The organism is Methylobacterium sp. WL69 (genome assembly GCF_008039485.1).
Classification (GTDB): domain Bacteria; phylum Pseudomonadota; class Alphaproteobacteria; order Rhizobiales; family Beijerinckiaceae; genus Methylobacterium.
The window spans coordinates 38,040-59,413 of record NZ_VRUZ01000019.1 but is presented as its reverse complement, the minus strand read 5'-3'; the positions used below and the strand labels follow the sequence as shown (position 1 = coordinate 59,413).

The window sequence follows — 21,374 nt, the reverse complement described above, 5'->3', positions numbered from 1 at the left end:
GCACGGGGGCTCTATCGGGTGGGAGCGGTCCGGATTGCTTTCGCCCGATTAGGCCCGGGGCGCAACGCCCCGTGTCACGCCCCGCCGCGGTAGCAGCGGATCTCGGCCTCGGCCTGGGCCCGGCGCAGTTCGGCGACCTTGTCGTCGAACACCTTGGTCGACTTGAACTCGTTGGCGCGCTGGCCGATGCCCTGGCGCATGGAGAGCACGGTGCTGGCCTGGATGTAGTGGTCGTAGGACAGGATCGACGCCAGGGCGTCCAGGGAGCACGAGCACCGCGACAGGGACTCGCGCGACTGGCCGTTGGCGGCCATGCATCCGAAGATGTAATCGGCCCGCGCCTCCGTCGGGTAGTCGTTCTCCGGCTCGGCGGCGTGCAGGGGCGCCGCGAGGCCCGCGACGAGGAACGCCGCGAGGGCGGCGCGCTCAACCAGCGTTCGGATCATAGGTCAGGCTCTCTTGCAGGAGTTCGCCGCCCTCGGCGTTCTTCGACTGCGCCTCGATGGAGACGAGTTCGCCGGGCACGGCATCGGAGGTGACGAAGGTGTAGCGGATGTTCTCCATCCCGCGCATGCGGTCCTTCATCCGGTCCTCCAGAAAAGGCTGCGTCTCGATGCGCCAGGCCGAGACCGTCCGCCCCTTGTAGTCGATGGTGGTCGGCGTCACCGTCGCGTTGTCGCGCAGACCCTTGCGGATGGCGTTCTTGATGTAGCGCGGGTTGGCCGAGAGCACCCGGGCCATGTCCATGAGGTGATGCTCGAGGAACAGGGTCATCACGGGATTGCCCGGCATGTCCTCGAACGGTCCGGCGGGGAAGCGGTTGGCGCCCGAGAACATCTCGACGCGGATGTCGCGGGCGTCGGCGCTCTTGCCGGGCTCGATGCCGAGCTTGATCGTGTCGTCCATGGGCGGTCCGAACGGCCCCTTGGAGATGCCGCTGCGGCGGATGTAGCCGTAGGTGAGCTTCGTGCCGGGCGGCACGTTCTTCATCTGCGGCTGCTCGAACAGCAGGTCGGAGGCGTTCGGAGCGGCGGTGCTGGCCTTGGTCACGGGCGCGGTGTCCGCCGCGGGCGGGGTCTGGGCCAAAGCGGGGGTGCCGCCGAGCATCAGCAGCGCGGCGAGGGTGGCGGCAGGAATAGTGGGCTTCAAAGGGGCGCGTCCTCGTTCAGCGGCGTCCGCACATTGGGCTGCACGTTACTGCCGATGGTCCGGTAGGTGTAGTCGGGCGGGCTCTCGGCCGCCTCTTCCGTGGCGAGATCACGCACCTTGGCGTGGAGCGGCGACAGGGAGCAGGCCGGGTCGGTGGCGGCGGCGTCGCCAGCGAGCGCCAGGGCCTGGCAGCGGCAGCCGCCCCAATCCTTCTCGCGCCGGTCGCACGAGCGGCAGGGCTCCTGCATCCAGTCGGTGCCGCGATAGGCGGTGAAGGCCGGCGAGTTCGCCCAGATGTCGCCGAGCGAGTGGTCGGTGACGTACCAGAATTCGAGCTGCTTGATGGTCTCGGCGGCGTGGCACGGCAGAACCTTGCCGGCGGGCGTCACGTTCATGAGCTTGCGGCCCCAGCCACCGGCACAGGCCTTGGGGTACTTGGCGTAGTAGTCCGGCACCACGAGGTCGATGACGAGCTGGCCCTTGAGGCGCTCGCGCGCGGCCTCGACGATGCGGATCGAGCGGTCGACCTCGGCCTTGTTCGGCATCAGGGCGGCGCGGTTGACGTAGGCCCAGCCGTAATACTGGGTGTGGGCCACCTCCAGGCGCTTGGCCCCGAGCTTCACGGCAAGATCGATGAAGCCCTCGACCTCGTGGATGTTGCCGCGGTGGATCACCGAATTGAGGGTCAGGGGCAGGCCGAGCTGGGTCACCCGCTCGGCGAAGGCGAATTTCTGCGGCTGCGCGTTCTTCAACCCGCCGATTTTTTCCGCATTGGCCGCATCGACCCCCTGCACCGAGAGCTGCACGTGGTCCAAGCCCACGTCGTAGAGGGCGTCGAGCTTAGCCAACGCCCCGCCGACGCCGGACGTGATGAGGTTCGAGTACAGCCCGAGCTTGGCGCAGGTCTGGGTGATCTCGACGATGTCGTTGCGGGCCGTCGGCTCTCCGCCCGAGAGATGGACGTGCAGCACGCCGAGCGCCGCCGCCTCCGTCAGCACCCGCTGCCACGTCGCCGTGTCGAGCTCGCCCGAGCGCCGGTCGAGTTCGAGGGGGTTCGAACAGTACGGACAACGCAGGGGGCAGCGATGCGTCAGTTCGGCCAGGAGCCCGACGGGCGCCGGCAGGACGGGGGCATTCGGCGTGAGGGCGTTCATCGCTCAAGAACCCGTTTTGTGGCGAGGTCGTTCAGCATGACGAGGATATCGGCCTCGATCACCGCGCGGTCGGCGGTGAATTTTTCCGCCAGCAGGCCGGCGATGTCGCGCACGGTGCGGGCACCGTCGACGTATTCGAGGACCGCCACGGCGTTGGCGTCGAGGTCGAAGGTGCGCTCGGGGGCGAGCAGCACGTGCTCGCCGCGCACGGTGTCGTGGCGCAGGCGCACGCCGCGGGGCAGGCGCGGCACGTCGTGCGGGCCCAGCGTCCCGGTGCCGGCGGCCTGCGCCGTGGCGGTTTCAGGCACGAGGCCGGTGCCGGGGGTCCAGGCGTCGGGCGGGGTCAGGCCGGGGGCGACGTAGGCGAAGTACAGGGCGTCGAGCTGCGTCCACAGCACGTTGCACTTGAAGGTCAGGGCGGCCATCGCCTGGCGCTGAAGCTCCGGCGTGGTCGCGTGCTTCTGGACGTAGTCGAGGGCGAAATCGGCGTCGCGGGGCGCCTGGGTCAGGCGCTTGTCGAAGTAGGCCAGGGTGTCCTTGGTGATGAAGTCGTAGTTCTTCAGCATCCCGGCGACGCGCTCGGAGATGATGGTCGGCGAGAACATCTCGGTGAGCGACGAGGCGATGGCCTCCAGCAGCGAGCGCTCCTTCACGAAGTGGACGTAGGCGTCCACGGAGAAGCGGGTGGCGGACAGGATGCCCTGGGTCGACTCGACGTAGTCCCGTGAAAAGCCGACGCCCTCGGCGAGCTTGAGCCAGCGCTCGATGCCGCCGTCGCCGGGGGCGTCGCCGTCGTGGTCGACGATGCGCTGGCGCCAGATCCGGCGAAGGCTCGCATCCTCCATCCTGGCCAGCACGGCGGCGTCCTTGATGGGGATCATCGCCTGGTAATAGTAGCGGTTGAGCGCCCAGGCCCGGACCTGATCCTTGTTCAGCTCGCCGTCGTGCAGCAGGCGGTGGAACGGATGCAGGTTGTGGTAGCGCCGGGCGCCGATGTCCCGCAGGGCCGCCGCGAGCTCTTCCGGGCTCAGCAGACGCTGGGTCTCGTCGGCGACGGGGGTGGGAAAAGGCGCGGTCATGGCGTTGTCCGGGTCCGGCGGTGGGCGTTCCGACGTCTGGGGTCCGACGTCTGCGTTCGGAGATCTGCGTTCAGAGGTCTGCGTTTCCTGGGCGCTTCTTGTAGATGGTGTCGCGGGGCCTGTCAGGCCAACGATCCCACGAGCGCAATTATATTGCGCATCATATATCAACGCGCGCAGTAAATTGCCAGCGGGTCCGGGCCTTCAACGGGTGCGGCCCGCAACCCCGCAGCCGGTCAGAGGGACAGGCTCAGACCGTCATGGGCGACGATCCAGCCCTCGGCCTCGACGGCGGCGCGCTCGGGCGAATCCTCCACCAGCACCGGGTTGGTGTTGTTGATGTGGACGAAGACGCGCCGGCCGATCTCGATGTCGGCCAGGGCCGCGATGGAGCCGTTCTCGCCGGTCATCGGCACGTGGCCCATGCGCCAGCCGGTCTTGGTGCCGACCCCGGCGCGGATCATGTCGTCGTCGAGGAGCACGGTGCCGTCGAACAGCAGGGCATCGGCGCCGGCGATCTGTCCCTTGAGCCGGTCGGTGACGCGGGCGCAGCCGGGGATGTAGGCGAGGCGACGGCCCCCCGCCTCGATCATCGCCCCGACGGTGGTCTCGGTCTCGGCACCGAGTTCCACGGTCTTCCCCTCGAGCCACAGGGGCACCTTGCCGGGCACGGAGAACAGGGTGACCCTGAGCCCCGGAACGGGCTCGAACGCGGCGTCGAGGCCGATGGACTCGCGGGCGACGACGCCCTCGGCCATCACGTCGAACACCCGGTTGGCGTTGACGGAGTCGAGGATGCCGGCCGTGCCGTAGAGGGTGAAGGGCTGGCCCTCGCGCAGGGTCAGCAGACCGGCGACGTGGTCGACGTCGCCGTTGGTCAGCAGCACCGCGTGGATCGGCGAGTGGCGCAGGCCCTCGCGGGGATGCAGTACGGAATTGTCGAACAGCTGTTGGCGGATATCGGGGGAGGCGTTCACCAGGAGCCAACGGTCCCCATCGGGGGAAACGGCGATGCTCGACTGGGTCCGCGGCCTCACGCGGGTGGAATCCTCGCGGGCGAGGGAGCAGATGGGGCAGCGGCAATTCCACTGGGGAAGGCCGCCGCCCGCGGCGGAGCCGAGGATCACGACATGCATGGCTGAACCGACGCCGTCCCGCTCCTCAGGCTCGCTCCGACAACCTTAGTTGAAGGTGTCGATCTCGGCCGACTCGTAGCTCGTGACTTCCATGCCAACGCAGATCTCGGAAACGACGGGGGCAGCCCAGGTCATGGTGTTTCTCCAGAGTTTCTTTTGAACAGCAGCGCCCCGATCCACCTTAAGAAGATCGTAAGACACTGACGGCGCAGTGGTTTCTGTCGCGGGAGCTATATCGACAATTCCGCCGCCGACTTCAAGCGCTAAATTGCCGGTTCGTCCCGCCATCCTCTCAGAAAGCGCTCAAGCTCGCTCGGCCTCAGTGCCGGAAATCCTGGCCCTTGAGGTCGAGCATGAAGCCGCGCCCGCGCACGGTGACGATGACCGGGCCGCCGAGACGGACGAAGTCCGACAGCTTGGTGCGCAGGTAACCCACGTAGACATCGACGACATTCAGCGACAGGCCGCCCTGGCCGGCCCAGAGCTTGTCGAAGATGTCGCCGCGCGACACCGGCTGGTTGGCCTTGTCCATGAGCAGGGCCAGCAGCTCGGCCTCGCGGGGGGTGAGGCGCGCCGTCGCATCGGCGAAGCCGACCTGGCGGATGTTGAGATCGAGGACGAGGCGGCCGGCCGTGACGATGGTGCGGGGCTCGTCGGATTCCTTGCGGCGCAGGAGGTGCGTCTGCAGGCGGGCGAGGAGTTCGTCGAACACGAACGGCTTGACGATGTAGTCGTCGGCCCCGAGGGCCAAGCCCTCGGCGCGGTCGCGGACCTCGTCGCGGGCGGAGAGGAACAGGATCGGGCCGGGATAGCCGCCCTCGCGCAGGGACCGGCAGACGTCGTGGCCCGAGCCGTCCGGCAGGGTGATGTCGAGGACGACGGCCTCCGGCGCCGAGTCGCGCGCGGCGATGAGGGCGTCGTCGACGCAGCCGGCGACCCCGACGGAGAACCCCTCCGCCTCGAGGCCGCGCGCCAGCATGGCGCGGATGTCGCTGTCATCCTCGACGATCAAGACCCGGGTCATGCCGTGGTTTCCTTCTCAATCCGATGGGAGGCCGACGCCGCTTCGTCGTCCGATGCAATGGGAAGTGTCGCGGGGAGTGCGAGGACGACCTGCGCGCCCCGGTCCCCAGGCCCGGCCCCCAGGCGGATCGTGCCATCATGCCGCTCAACGACCCAGCGCGCCAGGGCCAGGCCGATGCCGAACCCGGTCTCGCCGGACGGACTCTCGCGGCGGAAGCGCTCGAACAGGGCCTCGCCGGTCTGCGGAAAGCCCGGACCGTCATCCGTGACGGTGACGGTCGCGGGGCCGCCCGGGGCAACCGCGAGGGCGAGGGTGACGCGGGTCAGGCCGGCGGCGTGCCGAAGGGCGTTGTCGACCAGGCTCTCCAGGACCTGACGCAGCCATTCCCGGTCAGCCAGCACGGTCGCGTCGGTGGCGATGGGCTCGAGGACGAGGCTCACGCGGCGGCGCGCCGCCTCCGAGGCCATGCCGTCGACGGCGTCCATGAGGATGAGCGAGGCGCGGACGGGCCGCCGGTCGAGTTCGATCTGGCCGGATTCCGAGCGCGCGACCCGGAGCAGGTCCTCGACCCGGCGCTGGAGGCGCAGGGCGCGCTTGCGGATGGTGGCGAAGACCGGGGCGAAGTCGGTGCCGGGGCGCCCGGCCGAGCGGGCGGCGATGTCGCATTCACCGAGGATCACGGTGAGCGGCGTGCGCAGTTCGTGGCTGACGTCGGCGAAGAACCGCCGGCGCGAGCGGTCCACCGCCTCCAGGCGCGCGTTGGCGGCGCGCAGGTCCGTGGTGCGGGCCGCCACCGTATCCTCCAGGGCGGCCCGGTCGGCGGCGAGCCGCCCCTCGCGCCGGGCGAGCCGCGCGGCCATGCGGTTGAAGTTCGCGACCAGCAGGCCGAGTTCGTCCCGCGTCGCCACGGAGAGGCGGGTGTCGAGCTCGCCCCGGCCGACGGCGCTCGCCGCCTGACGCATGGACTCGATGCGGGCGAGCGTCGGCCGCGTCACCGCCCGGTAGAGCCCGAACACGATGGCAAGCGCCGCCGCCACCGCCGCCAGGGAGGCCACCCGCAGGGTCGCGGACAGGTCGCGCGCGGCGTCCGATCCGGCGATCATCGAGCGGCGCTCGACCTCGATGAGGAAGGAGAGCGGCTGTCCGGTCATGGCGCCGAAGCCGTTGAGGGCGCCCCGGATGGCGCTCCGGCGCTGCTCGTCCTCGGAGCGGCGCAGGACCTGGGCGACCTGCCGGTCGAGGATGGCGCGGGCCGAGCGAAGCTGCGCCATGGGTCGCGCGCGGGCGGCGTACTGCGTCCGGTCGAGGGGGTCGTCGCTGGCCACGATGCTGTGACCGAGGGCCTCGTCCACGGCGACCAGGGCGCGGTCGACGTTGGTGCGGGCGATCGACAGGCCCTCCGGCTGCGCGTCGGGGTTGCTCACCGCCTCCAGTGCAGCGAGGCCGTACTGGGTCATGCGGCCCGACAGCTCGACGAGGAGTTCGAGGCGCCCCTGGGCCGCCAGCGTCCGGTCGATGGTCCGCTCGGCGGCCCCGATCGAGCCGAGCACGCCGAGGGCCGCCAGGACCACGAGCAGGGCGGTGCTGCCGAGGAGCAGGGCGAACCGAACCTTCAGCGAGCGCATTGTCCGGCCACGTCCTGCCACTTCCTCCCATGAGTCACAGAAGACCCACAGGTCATCGCGTCATGGGACGGATGTCTAGGCGCAAGAAGCCAATGTTCGCAAGTGCAAGGACGGGTCTGCTCCAGACGCGATCACAGATCGCGCGGGACGGAGCCCCGCACGGCGCAGCGCCAGCGGGCGACGTGCCATTCGGGATGCTCGGCCTGCCAGTTGGCGAGGGCGCTCTGAGAGTTGCGCAGGCACACGGTGGGGCCGCGCGCCTCGAACGAGAGATCGATCTTGTCCTCCCGGCACTGGGTCGGCTCGGAGAGAAGGCAGATCGAGAGCAGGATGAGCATCGGCCGGACCTGTGTGGGGCTTAAGAGCGGCACGCTTCGACATCTCGATGCCGGAGCACGGCAGGCCAAACTCATCGGATTGGGAGCTTTGTGCAAGCGTCCGGGAGAAGTGCGCATCAGCCTGTCCGGTTCACATCGTCACGATGAACCGGATGTCGGCTCATTTGACGAAACGTATCGTCCAGTGATACTATTCCTCACTGGTCGGAGATCGCGATGATTCGGAGTTTCGCGGATCGGAGGACGCGCGATGTCGCTGAAGGGCGGCAGCCGCGTGCCCTTCCCAACGCGATCCTGAAGACGGCGCGGCGGAAGCTGGGGTTCTTGAACGCCGCGACCTCCCTCGAGGCGCTGAAGGTTCCCCCCGGCAACCGGCTTCATCCCCTCGGCCGGGATCGAGCGGGGCAGCACGCGATCTGGATCAACGATCAGTATCGCATCTGCTTCCGGTGGACCGAGGCCGGTCCCGAGGATGTGGAGATCGTGGACTATCACTGAGCGTTAGAGGAGCGCGTCATGCCGAACCAGACGACCCTGGAAACCGAGACGAACCTGGAAGCCGAGACGGACTCGCCCATCGTCCTGCCGCCGCTGCACCCCGGGGAGGTGCTGCGGGAGGAGTTCATGGTGCCGCTGAACCTGACGGCCTACGCCATCGCCAAGGCCTGTGGCGTACCGCGAACCCGGATCGAACGGATCGCCCGCGAAGAGATCGGGATCACGGCCGATACGGCCTTGCGGCTCGGGCGCTACTTCGAACTCGATCCGCGGGTCTGGCTCAACCTCCAGACCGCCTTCGACGTCGAGACGGCCAGGCGCGCCCTCGGCGATACCGTCGATCGCATCACGCCGCTGGTCCGGGACGCCGCCTGATGGCGAAGCGGCGGCCGGTCAGGCCGCCGAGACCCACAATTCACCCTTGCCGAGGGTGGCGAGGTCGCCCGAGTAGCGGGTGAGCGCCCCGGCGGCGAGGTCGGCATGGGCGGGGCTCAGGGGCCGGAGCGATCGGGCCAGGAGGCGCAGGAACACGAGGTCGTGGGTGCCGGTCTCGACGAAGCTCGGGGTGAGGGCCCCGACGCCGCCGGCCAGGATGGTGCCGCGGCGCATGCCGAAGCCCGGATGGTCGCCGAGCGAACCGGCCGCGATGGTGCCGGCGATCATCCGGGAACCCGCATGCGCCCCGGCCGTGCCGACGAGGATGAGGCCGCGGCGCATGCGGTCGCCGAGGTGGTCGCCGGCCGTGCCCTTGATCACCAAGGTGGCGCCGTCGAGGCCGGCCTTTGCGGCGTAGACCGCACCGCCGGCGTGATCGCCGGCGTCGCCCGCGATGGTGATGGTGCCGCCGGTGGCGCCGGAGCCCGCGAACGGGCCGGCCGAGCCGGTGACCGTGACGCTGCCGTTCTTCATGCCGGCGCCGAGGCGCTGGCCGACATCGCCGACGACGCGGATGCTGCCGCCGTCGAGGGAGGCCCCGACCCGGTCGAGGCGCGACGAGCCGCCCTCGATGACGAGATCCTCAGACTTGTCGAGGGCGATGGTGAAGCAGTCGCCCAGCGTCAGGCCCCGGCGGCTGGTGCCCACGGGAAGTCGCGCCGCCTCGGCCTCGCTGAGGCCGCTGAGGGAGAGGGGGGTGACATGGAGGAAATCGAGCCGCTCCGGCGGCTCCTGGCGCAGGGTGAGGGTGCTCATGCCGCTCCAGCCTCGCTCGCCGGCTCCTTCGAGAGCAGGTCCTTCAGGTGATAATGGTGGCGGCCGAGATTGCCGCCGTAATTGCCGGCGGTAACGGCGACGAGGCCGTGCGCGGCCCCCGCTTCCGTCGCCGCATGCAGGGCCGCGCGCATGGATTCGGCGACGCCGTGCGAGGTCAGGGCGTCGATGACGATCTCCAGCACCACGCCGACATCGGCCGACAATTCGGTCCCGGCCCGGCCCTTGAGGGTCGGGCAATAGGCGTCGTTGGTCGACGCCATCATGCCCTTGGTGCGCGCGCCCACCTTCGAGCCCGAACGGACGATGCCGCCGGGGAAGGGCAGGATCGCACCCGAGATCGTACGGGCGGCGTCGACGGCGATCTCGGCGACCTTCAGGGTCTCGGCGTGGTTGCGGCCGAGGAACAGCAGGTTGCCGCCGCCCACCGCCCCGTCCACGGCGCGGACGAAGTCCTCGCACAGGAACTCGCCGTCCATAACCGGGATGCGCCAGTAGCGGCGCGACTTGCCGGTGATCGGGTCGGGCAGGCGCTTCGCCACGGCGAACCCGTCGCCGAAGTAGCGGATGGCGCCGCCGAGCTTGATCTTCGTGGGGCCGTCGACACCGGCGTAGCAGGCGGTGCCGGGGCAGGTGAGGATGCACTGGCCGACGCGCTTGAGCAGCTGGTCCTTGAGGCCGTTGGGCTCGAAGCCGAACAGCAGGACCCGCACGCCCGGGCGCCCGTCCGGGGTTTCCTCGGGCGACAATTCGCAATCGATGCCGGCCTCGGCGCCGCAGCCGATCACCGAGGTCGCGAACCCCGTCATGGTGACGGCGGCGATCATCGCCCACTTCGCCGTGTCGTTGGTGATGATGATCGCCGTGCCGGCGACGTCGAACGCCTCGGCGAAGGTGTCGATCACCGGGATTCCGTTGAGGGTGAGTTCCGTCATGTCAGCCACCGGTCCTCACGCGATACCCGTCCTTCAAGCCAGACATGCGACCTCCTCGAACACGTCCGCCTTCGGGAAGGCCTCGTCCGGCACCGCGAACGAGCTCAGGCCCGCGCCGAAGCGGTCCTGCAGGTAGGTCTCCGAGCGGGCGACCATGGCCTTGTCGGACTCGACGTCAAGTTCGAGGGTGCGCCCGGAGGTCCAGGCCACGACCTCGCCGTCCTCGACGATGGTGACGCCGTCCTTGAGCACGCATTTCGCCCGGGCGAACATGGCGGTGCGGTCCCGGTCGTCGCGGTAGATGGCGACGTCGGCCCGCGCACCCTCGCGCAGGTGGCCGCGATCCGTGAGGCCCAGGAGCTTCGCCGGCCCCGAGCGGGTGAGCTGCGCGATCTCGGAGAAGCTGTACTCGCGCTCGATGGCGCAGAGGCCGGAGCGCTCGCCGATGACCTTGTGGAGGCCGGCGATCTCGCGGTCGCGCTTCTCCTTGTCCATCAGCAGGTGGATGATGTGCGGGTAATCCGTGAACGGGCCGCCATTGGGGTGGTCCGTCGTCAGGATCGTGCGCTCCGGCTCCTTGGACAGCAGCATGAGCTCGAGGCCGATGGCCCATTGCAGGGAGCTGACGGCACCGCGCGGCTTGTACAGGAACGGCACGACGCCGCCGCCTTCCGCGTCGCCGGCGGTCAGGATCCACTTCTTCGGATTGGCGCCCTTGCGGCCGGCGAACTGGCGCAGGATGTCCAGGGAAATGGTCACGGTCTGGCCGAAGGCGACCTGGCCGACGTCGAAGGTGGCGTTGGGGTGCTTCTCCATCGCCTCGGTGATGCGCTCGGCCGCCGAGCGGAAGCCGCCGGTGGCCGGGTTCTCGGGGTCGGAGACGCCGTAGGCGTAGAACTGGGCGTGGGCGAAATGGATGCGCCGGCCCTCGGCCGCCTCCAGGGTGTCGACGAAGGACTCGTCGGCGCCCGGAATGCCGAGGTTGTTGCAATGGACGTGCAGCGGGTGCGGCACGCCGATTTCCTCGACGGCATCGAGCAGGGCCGTCATGATCTTGCGGGTGGACAGGCCGTAGACGGGGATTTCCTCGTCGAGGCTGAGCTTCAGCATCCCGTCCTTGAAGGCCGAGGCGCCGCCCGCGTTGATGCACTTGACGCCGAGGCCCCGCGAGGTGGCGACCGCGAGGGCGACGAGGTCGCGCACCGCCGCCTTGCCCTCGCGCTGGCGCAGGAGCTGGAGCAGGTGGTCGTCGTTGCCCATCACCGTCAGGGCACCGCGGTCGAGCAGCGGGATGTCGGCGAGTTCGAGCTGGGTCGAGAGGGCGTTGGCCGGCGGCATCGCCGGCTCGACGGCGATGGTGTAGCCCATCCGGGCGTAGTTTGCGCCGATCCAGGCGGCCGACCCGCCGGCATGGGCGAACGGATGGCCCTCGGGCGCCGCCTCGCTGGCGTAGAGCTCGGGCAGGAGCAGGCGGCTCATCACCACGTTGCCGCCGGCGATGTGCGAGTGGACCTCGACGCCGCCCGCCATCACCACGCAGCCCGTGGCGTCGATGGTCTGGTCGGGGGCGCGCTCGGAGGCGGCGACGACCCGGCCGTTCTCGATCCAGACGTCGCCGACGGCGTCGCGCCCGGCCGTCGGGTCGACGACCCGTCCCCCCTGGATGCGGATCAGCATGAGGCGGCCTTCTTCTGCACGAGGCGGTCCTGGATGGCAGCGAGCACGCCGGCGGCCGTCAGCTCGGCCGGCTGCCCGACGGGCGGCGCGTACGTGATGGTGGCCCGCCGGTCGTTCCACAGGCTGCCGCCCGCGCTCTCGCCCGGCACGCCGACGGCGATGACGATCTCGGCGGCGTCGCCCGTGGCCTCGGGGCTGCCCTCGCCGACTATGGCGATGCTCGGCAGGGTGCCGAGCCAGTCCGGCCGGGGGGCGGGGAGGGAGGCGAGCCACAGGACGGCATCGGCCTCGCCGGCGGCGATCTGGCGGGCGCTGTCGAAGCGCCAGGGGTCGTGCTCGGGCACGTGGCGGCCGAAGCCGACGCGGGGCGCCTGACCGGTGGTCCAGGCGGCGAGCTGGAGCAGGGCGCGGCCCTGATACGGATCGGAAACGGGAAGCGTGAAGAAGCGCGTGACCTCGTTGAGGTCCTTGACCATGCCCTGGAGCATCTCGACGCCGAGCTCGCCGAGTTCGGCGGCGTCGTACAGGACGACGCCGTACTGGGCGGCGGCGAGACGCCGGGCGAGGTCGCCATAGGCGGTCTCGCCGGCGAGATGGCCCTTCAGGTAGGCGCGCAGGTGCGCGACAGAGACGGCGAGGCCGCCGGCTTCCGCCGGATAGGCCACGTGCCGGGTGGCGCCGTTGCGCGGGCCGCCGAGGGACAGGAGGGTGCGCTCGGCCCCGGCGGCGCGGCCCCTGGTCGGCGCGGACTCGGCGATCTCCTGGACGATGGCGCGGTCCCACGGGGCGTTGCCGACGATGAGGATCGCGTCCGCCCGGCCCGTGGTCTCGGCCGGCGTGGTGAGCATCGCGCCCGTCCGGCTCAAAACACCGAGTTCGGCGTAGAGGTTCGGCCCCGCCACGGGATCGACGGAGGCGCCGATGGCGTCGGCGAGGTGATAGGCCGCCCGCACGGCGCTCAGTTCGGCGCAGAGCCCCGCCACGATCGGCGTCCGCGCCGCGGCGAGGAGCGTCGCGGCGGCATCCACCGCCGCGTCCGCATCCGTCGCACCACCCTTCACCCAGGCCGCCATACTTTGCACCTTGGAAAATCGAGAGCCCGGCGCACGCCACTAGAACGGGCGTCGCGCACGGCGGGACTGAGCCAGTCCAGAACGATCGGGCGGCACGTTTGCATCGGGGCCGCCCCCCAAGCAAGTCCCGGGGCCGATGCCCGACCGATTGCGGTTGGAAATTTTTCGTCTCGCCATCGCGACGGACGTTCGGGCGGCCCCCGCGTGGTGCGCCCCGGAGGACGGATGCGTTCGCGACGCTTGCGAGGCGTCCGCGCTCTATGGGAGAAGCCCGCTGCCGGGCAATCCGCTCCGCAGCGATGCGATGAACCGGTCCGCGCGATGCGGCCGTGACGATGAAGGGGATCGACGTGACGCAGATCCCGGAGGGGGCAGGGGACGAATCCGGGGCGGCCGGCGTGCTGGTGCACGCACCGGGTCGCCTGCATTTCGGCTTCCTCGACCTCCATGGCGGCCTCGGACGGCGCTTCGGCAGCCTCGGCCTCGCCCTCGACACCCCCGCCATCACCCTCACGGCGCGCGCCGCACCCGGCCTGACGGTGACGGGACCGGAAGCGAAGCGCGCCCACGGCTACGCCCTGGCGGCGGCCACGCACCTCGGGATCGACGGTCACGCCGCCATCGACATCGCGGAGACGATGCCGGCCCATGCGGGCTTCGGCTCGGGGACGCAGCTGGCGCTCGCCGTCGCCGCGGCCCTCGCCCGCTTGGCGGGCCGCCCGTTCGCGCCGGAGGCCTTCGCCGATGCCCTCGACCGGGGCAACCGCTCCGGCGTCGGCCTCGCGGCCTTCACCCAAGGGGGGCTCATCGTCGACGGGGGACGCGACGGCCTCGGCAACCCGCCCCCCGTCATCGCGCGGCTGGCCTACCCGGAGGCCTGGCGCGTCGTCCTCATCCTCGACACCGGCATGACCGGCGTCCACGGCACCCGCGAGACCGAGGCCTTTCGCGAGCTGCCGCGCTTCCCCGAGGCCCAGGCCGCCGAGATCTGCCGCATCGTCCTGATGCAGGTGCTGCCCGCCGCCGCCACCGCCGAGCCCGAGGGTTTCGGCGCCGGGATCACCCGAATCCAGCGCCTCATCGGCGATCATTTCGCGCCCCATCAGGGCGGGCGCTACGCCAGCCCCGCCGTGGCCGAGGCGCTGGCCGCCATCGCCGCGCAGGGGATCGCCGGCTATGGGCAGAGTTCCTGGGGGCCGACGGGCTTCGCCCTGGTGCCGTCGGAGGATGCGGCGCGGAGGCTGGTCGCATCCCTGGAGCGGCCCGGCCCGTTGCGCTTCCTCATCGCGCGCGGACGCAACACCGGCGCCGCGGTGACGCCGCTTTAAGACGACGCAAAGGCGGCACAGGCTATCGACCTGCCCTCGATCGGGCCGACGACCACCGGCTTTGACATTTCATCACCCCGGCGCACGATCGGGGCAAGTCTCCTTGAACTGACCGCGACCGCACGGAGGGAAACCCGCCATGGCCCGCTCGATCCTGCACATGATCACGCCCCTCAAACACATGAGCCCGTTCGACGTGAACATGGCCGTCGATGCCGGGTTCGAGACCATCGCGACCTACACCGGCGCGAGCCTGCCCGACGTCACGTCCCTGGTGCAGGATTCGATCTTCTCCCGCTCGCCCCAGGACGGGACGCGCACGGGCATCTTCATCGCCGGCAAGAACGCCGAGGAGGCCCTCGACATGGTCGACCGGGCGAAGAAGGCCCTGGTGCCGCCCTTCGCCAACCACATCTTCGCCGACCCAGCCGGCTCGTTCACCACCGGTGCCGCCATGGTCGCCGAGGTGACCCGCGCCCTCAAGGCGAAGTTCGACACCGAGCTCGCCGGCAAGCGCATCGTCATCTTCGGCGGGGCCGGCGTCGTCGCCTACGTGGCGGCGGTGATCGGGGCCCTCAACGGCGCCGAGACCACCATCGTCGGCCATGACGGCGAGGAGCGGGTCAGCAAGATCGCCCACACCATGCGCTGGCGCTTCGGCGTCGAGGTCGGGTCCGTGGACGGCTCCACCGTGGAGGCCCGGCGCGCGGCCATCGCCAACGCCGACGTGATCCTGTCGGCGGGCCCGGCCGGCGTCTCGATCCTCACGGCGGAAGATCTCGAATCCGCGCCGAACCTCCTCGTCGCCTCCGACGTCAACGCCGTGCCCCCGGCCGGCATCGCCGGCATCGACGTCAACGCCGTCGACGTGCCCCTGCCCGTTGGCAGGGGCGTCGGCATCGGTGCCCTGGCGGTGGGCAACGTGAAGTACCAGACCCAGTCGCGCCTGTTCCGCCGCATGCTCGAGGCCAAGGAACCCCTCTGCCTCGATTTTCGCGATGCCTACACGGTGGCCGTCGAGGTGGCGGGCTGAGGGGCGCCTTCGCCCACAGACCTCCCAATTCCATTCACCCCATCCCACCGGGTTCACGCAGCCGTACCTGGCCATCGCACAAAGCTGACTGTGTCAGCCGAGAGCGCGACCGGGCTCCCTCTCCTGAAAGGAGAGGGTTGGGGTGAGATGTGGGACCTTTTCGGAGAGTTCGCACACCTCACCCTGTCCCTCTCCTTCCAGGAGAGGGGACCCGCGATGCCCGAGCGACCCGGCGTACCGTAGCCTTCCTTTCGAGGGGCGAGAGGTGGGTGATGGGATAGGCCTGCATCCGAGGCTCACATCCTGGCCAATCCCCAAGAGAGTTCCGCTGACGCGTCCGACACCGGAGGCGACACCCTCCTCATCGCCGCCCAGTCCGGCCGTGCCCTCGCCCAGGCGGCGCGGCGGGCGGGCTTGCATCCCCTCGTCCTCGACCTCTTCGGCGACGCCGATACCCTCGACCTCGCCGAGCACCACCGCCCCGCATCGGGCCGCTTCGGCGACGGGCGCCTCGGCGGGGAAGGCGTGCTCGCCGGCCTCGACGCCCTGGTGGCTTCGGCCGGCCGGCCGCCGCTGGGCCTCGTCCTCGGCAGCGGCTTCGAGGGCGCGCCCGACCTCATGGCGGCCCTCGCGGCGCGGTTCCGCCTCCTCGGCGCCGCCCCCGGCACCGTCGCGCGCCTCAAGGACCCGCTCGGCTTCGCCGGCCTCTGCGCCCGCCTCGGCGTGCCCCACCCCGCCGTCACCCGCGACCCCGTGCCCGACCGGACCGACTGGCTGCTGAAGCGGGCCGGCGGCTCGGGCGGCACCCACATCCGCGCGGCAACGGCCGGACCGGCGCCGCCGGGCGCCTACTTCCAGGCTCGCGTGCCGGGCCGGGCCCATGCCCTGGCCTTCCTGGCGGATGGAAAGACCATCGTCCTCGTCGGCCTCACGGAGCAGTGGAGCGCGCCCTCGCCCCTGCGCCCGTTCCGCTACGCCGGTGCCGTCGCGCGTGCGCGCCACGAGGTGCCGGCCCTCGCCCCGCGCATGGTCGGGCGGATCGCCGACGCCGTCGAACGCCTCGTCGCCGAGACCGGCTTGCGCGGCCTCGCCAGCGCCGACATCCTGGTCTCGGGCGAGGAGTGGTGGCTGACCGAGATCAACCCGCGCCCCGGCGCCACCCTCGACATCCTCGACCGGCGCCCGACGCCGCTGCTGGCGCAGCACATCGCGGCGAGCCTCGGCCGCCTCCCCACGGCGGAGGCGACGCCGGTGGATGCGGCGGCCACGGAAATCTGCTACGCGGCCACCGGCTACGCGCCGATGCCGCCGATCGACTGGCCGGCTTTCGTTCGCGACCGCCCAAGATCCGGCAGCCCGGTGGCGCGCGACGCGCCCCTGTGCACCCTGTTCGCAACGGGGCCGGACTCGGCCGCCACGAGAGAGATGTTGCGAGGCCGGGCCGCCCACCTGCGGACCCTGCTCGATCTGACGGAGGAACACCCATGACCACGCGTCCGACGGCGCCCAAAAGCCCCTATCCGAGCGTCAACGCCCTCACCGCCCCCCTGGTCGAGCGCCTCGTCGCCGATGCCGACGTGCTGCGGCTCGCCGTGACCACGCAGGACGGCGCCCGCATGGTCGATGCCGGCGCCTCCGTGCGCGGCTCCATCGAGGCCGGCCGGCGCATCGCCGAGATCTGCCTCGGCGGCCTCGGCACCGTCACCATCGCCCCCTCCGGCCCCGTGGCGGCCTGGCCCTACTCCGTGGTGGTGCATTCGTCCGATCCGGTGATCGCCTGCCTCGGCAGCCAGTATGCCGGCTGGTCGCTCGCCGACGAGACCGGGGATTCCGGCTTCTTCGCCCTCGGCTCCGGCCCCGGCCGGGCCGTGGCCGTGGTGGAAGACCTCTACGCCGAGCTCGGCTACCGCGACACCGCCACCCAGACCGCCCTGGTGCTGGAGGCGGCCGGCGGCCCGCCGGCCTCGGTGATCGCCAAGGTGGCCGAGGCCACGGGCCTGTCCCCTGAGCACCTGACCTTCATCTACGCGCCGACCCAGAGCCTCGCCGGTGCGACCCAGGTCGTCGCCCGCGTCCTCGAAGTGGCCCTCCACAAGGCCCACACCGTCGGGTTCGACCTGCACAAGATCGTCGACGGCCTCGGGTCGGCGCCGCTCTCGCCCCAGCACCCGGACTTCATCCAGGCCATGGGCCGCACCAACGACGCCATCATCTACGGCGGCCGGGTGCATCTCTACGTCGAGGCCGACGAGGCCGACGCCCGCCAACTCGCCGAGCAGCTGCCGTCGACCACCTCGGCCGACCACGGCGCGCCCTTCGCCGACATCTTCGGCCGGGTGAACGGCGACTTCTACAAGATCGACGGGGCCCTGTTCAGCCCGGCCGAGGTCATCGTCACCTCCGTCACCACGGGCAAGAGTTTTCGCGGTGGGCGGCTGATGCCGGAGCTGGTGGAAGCCTCGTTCAGCTGACGGGGATCACGGGGGCAGGGCGCCTGCCCCCTCTCCCCGCCGGGCGGGGAGAGGGCCGCATGGACCCTGCCGTCCATGCGGCCAGCGAAGGCGCCAGCCGAAGCGAGGGTGAGGGGGTGCCTCCAGACGAGGCTCCTTCCACGACGCCCCCTCACCCTCGGCTGCCGCCTCGCCGTGCCGACGACAAGGTCGGCACGGCCCTCTCCCCGCAGGCGGGGCGAGGGAACTGCGCGACGGCCCCGCCGGATCAATCCGGACATCGTGTGAGAACAATGCAATGCGGATCGGGCTCGCGGCCGACAACGGCAATTGGCACAAGGCGCGCCTGAAGGCCGCCCTGGAGCACCTCGGCGCGGAGCCGGTGCTGTTCTCCCTGGCCGACGTCGCCATCGAGACGGGCGGGCGCGAGCCCCTGCGGGTGCCGGGCTTTGCCGACGCCCTGCCGGACGGCGTGCTCCTGCGCACCGTGGCGGGCGGCACCTTCGAGGCCACCACCCTGCGCCTCGGCGTGCTCCACGCCCTGGTCGCCTCCGGCACCACCGTGTGGAACTCGCCGACGGCCATCGAGCGCTCCGTCGACAAGGCGATGACGAGCCTGCTCATCGACCGGGCCGGCCTGCCGACCCCCGGCACCTTCGTGTGTTCGAAGCGCGCGGCGGCGGCCGAGATCGTGGCCCGCGAGGCCGGCCCCGGCCGGCCCCTGGTGCTGAAACCCCTGTTCGGCTCGCAGGGGGAGGGGCTCCAGCTCATCGAGACCCCCGACGACCTGCCGGACGAGGACGCCGTCTCCCGGGTCTACTACCTCCAGCGCTACGTCGCCCGCAGCGACGGCCTGTGGCGCGACTACCGGGTCTTCGTCTGCGAGGGCCGCGCCATCGCCGGCATGATCCGCGAGGGCGACGGCTGGATCACCAACGTCCATCGCGGGGGCCGGCCGCTGCCCTGGGCGATGCCGCCGGCGGCGGCCGAACTCGCCGAGGCGGCGGCGGCGGCGGTGGGCGTCGACTACACCGGCGTCGACCTCGTCGAGGACGGGCAGGGCGGCTTCCTCGTCCTCGAGGTCAATTCCATGCCGGCGTGGTCGGGCCTGCAGAAGGTTACGGAGGTCGACATCGCCCTCGCCGTGGCGCGCGGCTTCCTCGCCGCCGTGCGGGCGGCCCGGCCCCCGCGCCTCGTCTCGGCGCTGGGATGACCGAACCCGGGATGCGGGAACTCGGGACGTCCGGCCTCACGGCCATCGGCGCGGCCTACCGGGCGAGCTGTCTCGCCGAACTCGACGCCCTCAAGCCCGGCAACGTCCACGCCTTCGCCGACGGCCACCGCATGGCCACGGTCGATTTCGTCACCAGCGCCGAGGTCTCGGCCCCGCACCTGGCGCGGACGGGCGCGCGGGTCGGGGCACGGGTCCGTGCCGCCATGGCGGCCACCCTGGCGGCGGTGGGCCAGAACACCAATCTCGGCATCCTGCTCCTGTGCGCGCCCCTGGCGCGGGCGGCCGAGGCCGACGGGCCCCTGCGCGCCGCCCTGGACGCGATCCTCGACGGCTTCGATGCAGACGACGCGGCGGAGGTCTACGCCGCGATCCGGCTGGCGAATCCCGGCGGCCTCGGCACGGCCGCCCGCCACGACGTGACCGGGCCGGACGCCCCCCCCTCACTCCGCGCGGCCATGGCGGAGGCGGCCCCCCGCGACGCCATCGCCCGCGCCTATGTCGGCGGGTTCGCCGATCTCTTCGACATCGGCCTGCCGGCCCTCGCCGCCGCCCGCCGCACGGGCCTGTCGGAGCCCTGGACGACCACGGCCGTGTTCCTCGCCTACCTGGCGCGGGTGCCCGACAGCCACGTGGCGCGCAAGCACGGGCGCCCCCGCGCCGAGGCCCTGCGCGACGAGGCCGCCGCCCTCCTCGGCCTCGACCTCGCGACCCGGCCCGTGGACGCCCTGCTGGCGAAGGACCGAGCCTGGAAGGCCGCCGGCCTCAACCCCGGCACCAGCGCCGACTTCACCGTCGCGACCCTGTTCCTCGATCGGCTCCTCGCCGGACCCGCACGGTGCGTCCCCGGCCCGGAGCGGTCGTCGGATTCACCATCGACAGAATTTGTTCCGCCCGAAGTCAAATAAATTGGCGAAAACCGCACGGCGCGCAGGGTTGTTCCGGGCAAACGCCCAGAGTAGGGTCCGCGCCGCGATCCGGGCTAACCGGTCCGCCCTTTCGGGGGCTGGACGCCGTGAACAAGGATAGCTTTCGGCCGCGCTCCCCTTCGAGGGCGGTCACGTCTTTTCAAGACTCCTGGGAGAAACCCCACATGGCGAAGATCAACAAGGTTCTGGTCGGCGAGGCTCTCGTCGGCGATGGCAACGAGGTCGCCCACATCGATCTCATCATCGGACCGCGCGGTTCGCCGGCCGAGACGGCTTTCTGCAACGGCCTCGTGAACAACAAGCACGGCTTCACCAGCCTGCTCGCGGTCATCGCGCCGAACCTGCCCTGCAAGCCGAACACCCTGATGTTCAACAAGGTCACCATCAACGACGCCCGTCAGGCCGTCCAGATGTTCGGCCCCGCCCAGTACGGCGTTGCCAAGGCCGTGCAGGACGCCGTCGCCGAGGGCATCATCCCCGCCGATGAGGCCGACGACCTGTTCATCCTGGTCGGCGTGTTCATCCACTGGGAAGCGGCCGACGACGCCAAGATCCAGAAGTACAACTACGATGCCGTCAAGCTGTCCATCCAGCGCGCCGTCAAGGGCGAGCCCACCGCCGCTCAGGCCACCGAGCAGCGCAACTCGGCCTCGCACCCCTTCGCGTCGAACGCTTAGATTGGGGGCAGTCCTGGGCAGAGTGAGCCTCCGCCCGCACCGCGGGGCCTGATCCAGCGACTGGCATCCATCTTCCTCGGACGATGAACTACTGATGTGGGGCGGCTTCGGCCGCCCCATTCTTTTTGGCTCACGCCACGAACGCGCCGTCGTGGATCGCGGAGGCGACGAGGGCGCCGGCGACGCCCATCGCCGCCAGGGCCGCCACGTCCGCCGGTCCGCGCACGCCCCCCGCCGCGTAGAGGCGCGTCGCCGGGCTCGCGGCCCTCAGGGCACGCAGGCGGTCGAGGTCCGGCCCGGCCCCGGCCCCGACCCGCCCCAGGGTCATCACGATCACGTCGCGCGGCCAGTGCGCCGGCTCGTCGTGCAGGGCCTCCGGTCCGAGGCGCTCCGTTCCCCGCGTGTCAAGGGAGAACACCGCCCGGTCGCCGAGCCCGCGCACGAGGCCGGCATCCGCCTGGCTCTCGCTGCCGATGACCGGCCGCCCGAGGTTGGATGCCAGGAACACCTCCACCCCGGGGCTGTCCGAAAACCCGGCATCGACCCAGAGCCGCACCTCCGGGCAGGCGGCGCGGATCGCCGCCAGGCTCGTTCGATCCGGCGGGGCGCCGTCCATGATGGCGTCGAGGTCGGCGACGTAGAGAAGGCTCGCCCGCACGGCGCCGAGCAGCCCGCGCGCCACGTCGGCCGGCGACGATCCCTTTGCCAACGGCGTCACGATCGGGGCATAGGTGGCGCGCTCCCCGGCCCGCGCCCGCACCACCTGCCCGTGGCGCAGGTCGATGACCGGGATGAGCTCGAATCCGTCCGCCATTCCGTTCTCCGTCCC

Annotated in this window: 23 protein-coding genes; 9 read left to right on the top strand and 14 right to left on the bottom strand. The window is 71.1% G+C overall.

Annotation, left to right across the window (positions count from 1 at the left end; translation table 11 throughout):
• Window positions 1–74: 74 nt before the first annotated feature.
• From FV218_RS08315 to FV218_RS08275, 9 genes are all read right to left on the bottom strand, one after another.
• Window positions 75–446, bottom strand: a complete 372-nt coding sequence (locus FV218_RS08315) for a hypothetical protein (protein WP_056095400.1) — start codon at window positions 444–446, stop codon at window positions 75–77.
• Window positions 427–1,107 (bottom strand): hypothetical protein, encoded by a 681-nt coding sequence (locus FV218_RS08310; protein WP_147709378.1) that lies wholly within the window; start codon window positions 1,105–1,107, stop codon window positions 427–429. The genes FV218_RS08315 and FV218_RS08310 overlap by 20 nt, the downstream gene beginning before the upstream one ends.
• A gap of 38 nt (window positions 1,108–1,145) precedes the next feature.
• Window positions 1,146–2,303, bottom strand: a complete 1,158-nt coding sequence (gene pqqE, locus FV218_RS08305) for a pyrroloquinoline quinone biosynthesis protein PqqE (protein WP_056095395.1) — start codon at window positions 2,301–2,303, stop codon at window positions 1,146–1,148.
• On the bottom strand, window positions 2,300–3,382 hold the full coding sequence (gene pqqC, locus FV218_RS08300) for a pyrroloquinoline-quinone synthase PqqC (RefSeq protein WP_147709370.1): 1,083 nt from the start codon (window positions 3,380–3,382) through the stop codon (window positions 2,300–2,302). The genes pqqE and pqqC overlap by 4 nt, the downstream gene beginning before the upstream one ends.
• 236 nt (window positions 3,383–3,618) lie before the next feature.
• Entirely contained in the window at window positions 3,619–4,518 is a 900-nt protein-coding gene (pqqB, locus tag FV218_RS08295) for a pyrroloquinoline quinone biosynthesis protein PqqB (protein WP_147709369.1), read from the bottom strand.
• A 45-nt stretch (window positions 4,519–4,563) separates the two neighbouring features.
• Entirely contained in the window at window positions 4,564–4,653 is a 90-nt protein-coding gene (gene pqqA, locus FV218_RS08290) for a pyrroloquinoline quinone precursor peptide PqqA (protein WP_018043604.1), read from the bottom strand.
• A 184-nt stretch (window positions 4,654–4,837) separates the two neighbouring features.
• Complete coding sequence (locus tag FV218_RS08285) at window positions 4,838–5,542, bottom strand: response regulator transcription factor (RefSeq protein ID WP_056095386.1); 705 nt, start codon at window positions 5,540–5,542, stop codon at window positions 4,838–4,840.
• Window positions 5,539–7,167 carry a HAMP domain-containing sensor histidine kinase gene (locus FV218_RS08280; protein ID WP_147709368.1) on the bottom strand — a complete coding sequence of 543 codons (1,629 nt, stop codon included), beginning with the start codon at window positions 7,165–7,167 and terminating at the stop codon, window positions 5,539–5,541. The genes FV218_RS08285 and FV218_RS08280 overlap by 4 nt, the downstream gene beginning before the upstream one ends.
• Before the next feature lie 131 nt (window positions 7,168–7,298).
• Window positions 7,299–7,505 carry a hypothetical protein gene (locus FV218_RS08275; RefSeq protein WP_147709367.1) on the bottom strand — a complete coding sequence of 69 codons (207 nt, stop codon included), beginning with the start codon at window positions 7,503–7,505 and terminating at the stop codon, window positions 7,299–7,301.
• Between the two features lie 216 nt (window positions 7,506–7,721).
• Here FV218_RS08275 and FV218_RS22695 point away from each other — a divergent pair, with 216 nt between their 5' ends.
• Window positions 7,722–8,003 (top strand): type II toxin-antitoxin system RelE/ParE family toxin, encoded by a 282-nt coding sequence (locus FV218_RS22695; protein ID WP_056095376.1) that lies wholly within the window; start codon window positions 7,722–7,724, stop codon window positions 8,001–8,003.
• Between the two features lie 18 nt (window positions 8,004–8,021).
• On the top strand, window positions 8,022–8,378 hold the full coding sequence (locus FV218_RS22690; protein ID WP_187273001.1) for a HigA family addiction module antitoxin: 357 nt from the start codon (window positions 8,022–8,024) through the stop codon (window positions 8,376–8,378).
• A gap of 18 nt (window positions 8,379–8,396) precedes the next feature.
• Here FV218_RS22690 and FV218_RS08265 read toward each other — a convergent pair whose 3' ends face one another.
• Genes FV218_RS08265 through FV218_RS08250 form a run of 4 tightly spaced genes read right to left on the bottom strand, consistent with a single transcriptional unit; the run spans window position 8,397 to window position 12,897 of the window.
• Entirely contained in the window at window positions 8,397–9,194 is a 798-nt protein-coding gene (locus tag FV218_RS08265; RefSeq protein ID WP_147709366.1) for a formylmethanofuran dehydrogenase subunit C, read from the bottom strand.
• On the bottom strand, window positions 9,191–10,147 hold the full coding sequence (fhcD, locus tag FV218_RS08260; RefSeq protein ID WP_056095366.1) for a formylmethanofuran--tetrahydromethanopterin N-formyltransferase: 957 nt from the start codon (window positions 10,145–10,147) through the stop codon (window positions 9,191–9,193). The genes FV218_RS08265 and fhcD overlap by 4 nt, the downstream gene beginning before the upstream one ends.
• Window positions 10,148–10,180: 33 nt before the next feature.
• The gene (locus FV218_RS08255; RefSeq protein WP_147709365.1) at window positions 10,181–11,824 is read right to left on the bottom strand and encodes a formylmethanofuran dehydrogenase subunit A; all 1,644 of its coding nucleotides are present in this window, start codon (window positions 11,822–11,824) and stop codon (window positions 10,181–10,183) included.
• Window positions 11,818–12,897 carry a formyltransferase gene (locus FV218_RS08250; protein WP_147709364.1) on the bottom strand — a complete coding sequence of 360 codons (1,080 nt, stop codon included), beginning with the start codon at window positions 12,895–12,897 and terminating at the stop codon, window positions 11,818–11,820. Before FV218_RS08250 ends, FV218_RS08255 begins: the two co-directional genes overlap by 7 nt.
• Window positions 12,898–13,232: 335 nt before the next feature.
• On the opposite strand from FV218_RS08250, the gene FV218_RS08245 reads away from it, so the two are divergent.
• From FV218_RS08245 to fae, 7 genes are all read left to right on the top strand, one after another.
• Window positions 13,233–14,225, top strand: coding sequence for a beta-ribofuranosylaminobenzene 5'-phosphate synthase family protein (locus tag FV218_RS08245; RefSeq protein ID WP_147709377.1), 993 nt, complete (start codon window positions 13,233–13,235; stop codon window positions 14,223–14,225).
• A gap of 139 nt (window positions 14,226–14,364) precedes the next feature.
• A complete protein-coding gene (locus FV218_RS08240; protein WP_147709363.1) occupies window positions 14,365–15,258 on the top strand; it encodes an NAD(P)-dependent methylenetetrahydromethanopterin dehydrogenase in 894 nt (297 codons plus the stop codon).
• A gap of 414 nt (window positions 15,259–15,672) precedes the next feature.
• Complete coding sequence (locus tag FV218_RS08235; protein WP_348642018.1) at window positions 15,673–16,746, top strand: ATP-grasp domain-containing protein; 1,074 nt, start codon at window positions 15,673–15,675, stop codon at window positions 16,744–16,746.
• Entirely contained in the window at window positions 16,743–17,729 is a 987-nt protein-coding gene (gene mch, locus FV218_RS08230; protein ID WP_056095349.1) for a methenyltetrahydromethanopterin cyclohydrolase, read from the top strand. The genes FV218_RS08235 and mch overlap by 4 nt, the downstream gene beginning before the upstream one ends.
• Window positions 17,730–18,006: 277 nt before the next feature.
• Window positions 18,007–18,921, top strand: a complete 915-nt coding sequence (locus FV218_RS08220; RefSeq protein WP_147709360.1) for a RimK family alpha-L-glutamate ligase — start codon at window positions 18,007–18,009, stop codon at window positions 18,919–18,921.
• Window positions 18,918–19,847: a triphosphoribosyl-dephospho-CoA synthase gene (locus tag FV218_RS08215; protein ID WP_246685037.1), complete on the top strand. Its 930-nt coding sequence runs from the start codon at window positions 18,918–18,920 to the stop codon at window positions 19,845–19,847. The genes FV218_RS08220 and FV218_RS08215 overlap by 4 nt, the downstream gene beginning before the upstream one ends.
• Before the next feature lie 185 nt (window positions 19,848–20,032).
• Window positions 20,033–20,545 (top strand): formaldehyde-activating enzyme, encoded by a 513-nt coding sequence (gene fae / locus FV218_RS08210; RefSeq protein WP_027173662.1) that lies wholly within the window; start codon window positions 20,033–20,035, stop codon window positions 20,543–20,545.
• A 130-nt stretch (window positions 20,546–20,675) separates the two neighbouring features.
• On the opposite strand, the gene FV218_RS08205 is transcribed toward fae, so the two are convergent.
• Entirely contained in the window at window positions 20,676–21,359 is a 684-nt protein-coding gene (locus FV218_RS08205; protein WP_147709359.1) for a HisA/HisF-related TIM barrel protein, read from the bottom strand.
• Between the last annotated feature and the right edge of the window lie 15 nt (window positions 21,360–21,374).